General features: G+C 70.9%; 5 protein-coding genes and 1 pseudogene. 3 read left to right on the top strand and 3 right to left on the bottom strand.

Annotated elements, in window-relative coordinates; all coding sequences use genetic code 11:
• Positions 1-440, bottom strand: a pseudogene (locus AOK23_RS27030) (TldD/PmbA family protein); the annotation flags it as partial.
• Complete coding sequence (locus AOK23_RS27025; RefSeq protein ID WP_055715231.1) at positions 437-1960, bottom strand: TldD/PmbA family protein; 1524 nt, start codon at positions 1958-1960, stop codon at positions 437-439. The gene AOK23_RS27025 and the pseudogene AOK23_RS27030, both read right to left, overlap by 4 nt.
• Positions 1961-2200: 240 nt before the next feature.
• Between AOK23_RS27025 and fabG the strand changes: the two genes are divergently transcribed.
• From fabG to AOK23_RS27010, 3 genes are all read left to right on the top strand, one after another.
• Positions 2201-2920, top strand: a complete 720-nt coding sequence (gene fabG / locus AOK23_RS27020; RefSeq protein ID WP_055515528.1) for a 3-oxoacyl-[acyl-carrier-protein] reductase — start codon at positions 2201-2203, stop codon at positions 2918-2920.
• Between the two features lie 5 nt (positions 2921-2925).
• Positions 2926-3693, top strand: coding sequence for an enoyl-ACP reductase FabI (gene fabI / locus AOK23_RS27015; protein WP_055715230.1), 768 nt, complete (start codon positions 2926-2928; stop codon positions 3691-3693).
• A gap of 157 nt (positions 3694-3850) precedes the next feature.
• Positions 3851-4234 (top strand): hypothetical protein, encoded by a 384-nt coding sequence (locus AOK23_RS27010; RefSeq protein WP_055715229.1) that lies wholly within the window; start codon positions 3851-3853, stop codon positions 4232-4234.
• A gap of 4 nt (positions 4235-4238) precedes the next feature.
• Here AOK23_RS27010 and AOK23_RS27005 read toward each other — a convergent pair.
• Positions 4239-4765: FadR/GntR family transcriptional regulator (locus AOK23_RS27005; RefSeq protein ID WP_055715228.1), on the bottom strand; the 527-nt coding region annotated here is incomplete at its 5' end.

Below are 4765 nucleotides of genomic sequence, written 5' to 3'. Positions count from 1 at the left end.
CCGCCCGCACGCGCGCGTGCGAAGGACTCGCCGAGCGCCGGGGCGAAGTCGGCGAACACGGCGGAGGAGGTCTCCGCGGGCGGCTCCGTGAAGTCGGGGGACGGCTGCACGCCCGTGACCAGCGGCTGGGCGTCCTCGGCGGGCCCGGCCCCGCGCGCGGCCTCCTCGGCGGCCCGTACCAGCGGCTCCAGTTCCTCGGCGGTGACCGCCGAGCGGGACACGACACCGGAGGCCGTGCCCTCCTTGCCGTCGACCGTGGCGACGACGGTCACCGACCGCCCCCGCGTGACCCCGTTCGTGGTCAGCGCGTTGCCCGCCCAGCGCAGGTTGGCGGTCGAGTACTCGTCGGCGATGACCACGCACCCGTCGGCCCGGGACAGCTCGAGAGCACGCTCGACGATCTCGTGCGGCTTGTGTGCCTTGTTGACGGGCGCGCTCATCGACCTGCCTCCTGCGTGGTGTTCAGAATGTTGACGCCCTTGAACAGGGCGGAGGGGCAGCCGTGCGAGACCGCGGCGACCTGGCCCGGCTGGGCCTTGCCGCAGTTGAAGGCACCGCCGAGGACATACGTCTGCGGCCCGCCCACGGCCGCCATGGAACCCCAGAAGTCGGTCGTCGTCGCCTGGTACGCGACGTCCCGCAGCTGCCCGGTGATCCTCCCGTTCTCGATCCTGAAGAACCGCTGACCGGTGAACTGGAAGTTGTACCGCTGCATGTCGATGGACCACGACCGGTCCCCGACGACGTAGATGCCGCGGTCGACACCGCCGATCAGATCCTCCGTGGACAGCCCGGCCGGATCGGGCTGGAGCGACACATTGGCCATGCGCTGCACGGGGACGTGCCGGGGGGAGTCGGCGTACGCGCAGCCGTTGGAGCGGCCGAGCTTCGTCAGCCGGGCGATACGGCGGTCCAGTTGGTAGCCGACGAGGGTGCCGTCCTTCACGAGGTCCCAGGACTGGCCCGCGACGCCCTCGTCGTCGTACCCGACGGTCGCGAGGCCGTGCTCGGCGGTGCGGTCGCCGGTGACGTTCATCCGCTCGGAGCCGTACCGGAGTTTGCCGAGCTTGTCGAAGGTGGCGAAGGACGTGCCGGCGTAGGCGGCCTCGTAGCCGAGCGCGCGGTCCAGCTCGGTGGCGTGGCCGATGGACTCGTGGATGGTCAGCCACAGGTTGGACGGGTCGACGACGAGGTCGTAGAGGCCCGCCTCGACGCTCGGGGCCCGCATCTTCTCGGCGAGCAGCTCGGGGATCCGCGCCAGCTCGTCGTCCCAGTCCCAGCCGGTGCCCGTCAGATACTCCCAGCCCCGGCCGACCGGCGGCGCCAGGGTCCGCATCGAGTCGAACTCACCGCTGGACTCGTCGACGGACACGGCGGTCAGGGACGGGTGCAGCCGGACCCGCTGCTGCGTGGTCACGGTGCCCGCGGTGTCCGCGTAGAACTTGTTCTCGTGCACGGTGAGCAGCGAGGCGTCGACGTGATTGACCCCGGGCGCCGCCAGCAGCCGCGCGCTCCAGTCGGTGAGCAGCGCGGACTTCTCCTCGTCGGGGACGGTGAACGGGTCGATCTCGTACGAGGAGATCCACGTCTTCTCCGCGTGCACCGGCTCGTCCGCCAGCTCGACCCGCTCGTCGGACCCGGCCGCCTCGATGACCTTCGCCGACAGCTTCGCCATCGCCACCGCCTGCGAGGCGACCTTCGCGGCGGCGTCCATCGTCAGATCCACACCGGAGGCGAACCCCCAGGTCCCGCCGTGCACCACGCGCACCGCGTACCCGAGGTCGGTCGTGTCCGACGACCCGGCGGGCTTGGCGTCCCGCAGCCGCCAGGACGCGCTGCGCACCCGCTCGAACCGGAAGTCCGCGTGCTCGGCCCCGAGGGCACGCGCGCGTGCGAGCGCGGCGTCGGCCAAGGCCCTTAGCGGCAGTGCCGTGAAGGCTTCGTCGATGGAATGAGGCACCGAGGTCTCCCTGCTGTCGTGGCCTGTCGGGTCCGATCATGTCGCGCCCGCGGGCACCCGGACCACATCTTTCCGCGCCGACCCCGATGGCTTTCTGTAGGGACCCCACAGTGAGTCCCCCACGCCACTGTCACTGCCCGAATGCCCGCGCGACGGGCCCGACCGATAGGTTTTCGAGGAAGGCGCCTGCCGTCCAGGCAATCGGGCAGGTGTGCAGACCGCTATGGAAAGGGTGATCCGTTGAGCCGCTCGGTTCTCGTCACCGGAGGCAACCGGGGCATCGGCCTCGCCATCGCCCGCGCGTTCGCCGAGAACGGCGACAAGGTCGCCTACACATACCGCTCGGGCGAGCCGCCGGCCGCCCTCGCGGAGTTGGGCTGCCTCGCGGTCAAATGCGACATCACCGACTCCGAGCAGGTGGAGCAGGCCTACAAGGAGATCGAGGCCGAGCACGGTCCGGTCCAGGTCCTCGTCGCCAACGCCGGCGTCACCAAGGACCAGCTCCTGATGCGGATGTCCGAGGAGGACTTCACCTCGGTCATCGACACCAACCTGACCGGCACCTTCCGTGTCGTCAAGCGTGCCAACCGCGGCATGCTGCGCGCCAAGAAGGGCCGCGTCGTGCTGATCTCGTCGGTCGTGGGCCTCTACGGCTCGCCCGGCCAGGCCAACTACGCCGCCTCCAAGGCCGCCCTGGTCGGTTTCGCGCGGTCCCTCGCCCGTGAACTGGGCTCGCGCGACATCACCTTCAACGTCGTCGCGCCCGGTTTCGTCGACACCGACATGACCAAGATCCTCACCGACGAGCAGCGCGCGGGCATCGTCTCGCAGGTGCCGCTCGGCCGGTACGCGCAGCCCGAGGAGATCGCCGCGACGGTGCGGTTCCTCGCCTCGGACGACGCCTCGTACATCACTGGAGCCGTCATCCCCGTAGACGGCGGACTGGGAATGGGTCACTGATCACCATGAGCGGAATCCTCGAGGGCAAGCGCGTCCTGATCACCGGTGTGCTGATGGAGTCCTCCATCGCCTTCCACACCGCCAAGCTGGCCCAGGAGCAGGGCGCGGAGATCATTCTCACCGCCTTCCCCCGGCCCACGCTGACCGAGCGCATCGCCAAGAAGCTCCCGAAGCCCACCAAGGTCATCGAGCTCGACGTCACCAACGAGGAGCACCTCGGGCGGCTCGCTGACATCGTCGGTGAGGAGCTCGGCGGCCTCGACGGCGTCGTGCACTCCATCGGCTTCGCCCCGCAGGACGCCCTCGGCGGCAACTTCCTCAACACGCCGTTCGAGTCCGTCGCGACCGCCATGCACGTCTCGGCGTACTCCCTGAAGTCGCTGACCATGGCCTGCCTGCCGCTCATGCAGAACGGCGGCTCGGTCGTCGGTCTCACCTTCGACGCGCAGTACGCCTGGCCGCAGTACGACTGGATGGGCCCGGCCAAGGCCGCCCTGGAGGCCACCAGCCGTTACATGGCCCGTGACCTGGGCAAGCAGAACATCCGCTGCAACCTCATCTCCGCCGGCCCCATCGGCTCCATGGCCGCCAAGTCCATCCCGGGCTTCGGTGAGCTGGCCTCGGTGTGGGACAACCGTTCGCCCCTGGAGTGGGACCTGAAGGACCCCGAGCCGGCCGGCCGCGGTGTCGTCGCCCTGCTCAGCGACTGGTTCCCGAAGACCACGGGCGAGATCATCCACGTCGACGGCGGGCTGCACGCGATCGGCGCGTGACCGTCGCCGCCCGGCCCGAACGGTCGAGGGCCCGTGTCCACCCGGACACGGGCCCTTCGCGCATCCCCCGTTCGGCCCATCCGACGGGCCGCCCCGGCCGGGTGCCGCGCACGCTGGACGTACACCGCCCAGCCGCTCGGCCGAGGAGGTCTCCCTTGTGCGTCTGTCCCGCAGCTTCGCCCCCATGGCCGTCGCCCTGGCTCTCGTACTGTCCCTTCCGTACGAAGCGATCCCGAACGCGCGCGTGGAGACCCGGAACCTGACCGGACCCCGGCACGCGCGTGTGACGGCCGACCGTCCCGACCCCTTCGGGGCGGCCTGCAATTACACGGTCCTCGGCTCCCGGGTGGTCGGGTACTGCTTCAACCCCTACCCGGACCCCGACCGGGTCCGCCTGCACATCGAGTGCGCGCGCTGGTGGGACATCGACAGCGACGGCGCCCCCGTCGAGACGGGTCCCGCGCAGACGGTGCGGTTCACCGGGCGCTGCTGGAAGGAGGTCCGCGCCGTGTGGTTCAGCCACCAGCGGCCGGACGACTGACCCCTCAGGGGCGGCAGTGGAACGGGTAGCCGGCCGCCTCCGCCGCCGCGGACTCCGCGTCGCCCGCGCGGATCGCGTCCACGAGCCGGGCGTGGTCCATGTAGGTCTCCGGCGTCAGGTCCGCGCCGACGTCGTCGCGCAGCCAGTCCCGCAGGACCTCGCCCAGGTCCGCGTAGACGGCCGTGACGACGTCGTTGTGGGACGCGGCCACGACCGCCAGGTGGAAGGTCGCGTCGGCCGACACGAAGGTCTCCGCGTCGCCGGAGGCCCAAGCCTCCTCACGCCGGGCGAGGAGCGCGTCCAGCTGCTTCAGGTCCTTCTCGGTGCGCCGCTCGGCGGCCAGCTTGGCGGCGCTCGACTCGAGGGCGGAGCGCAGCTCGGCGATGTGCCGGGGGTCGGCGTCCGCGAAGCGGCGGTGCATGACCCCCGCCAGCTCGCTCGTCGCGACGACGAAGGTGCCGGAGCCCTGGCGGATGTCCAGCAGACCGTTGTGCGCGAGGGCGCGGACGGCCTCGCGCACAACGGTCTGCT

The sequence above is a fragment of the Streptomyces torulosus genome (assembly GCF_001419765.1).
GTDB classification, from domain to species: Bacteria; Actinomycetota; Actinomycetes; order Streptomycetales; family Streptomycetaceae; genus Streptomyces; species Streptomyces torulosus.
Note: the sequence above shows the minus strand (reverse complement) of the source record. Positions and strands in the feature narration are given on the sequence as shown.

Excerpts from the sequence above, each read along its gene's own strand:
- fabI (WP_055715230.1), top strand. The coding sequence starts at position 2,926 with ATGAGCGGAATCCTCGAGGGCAAGCGCGTCCTGATCACCGGTGTGCTG.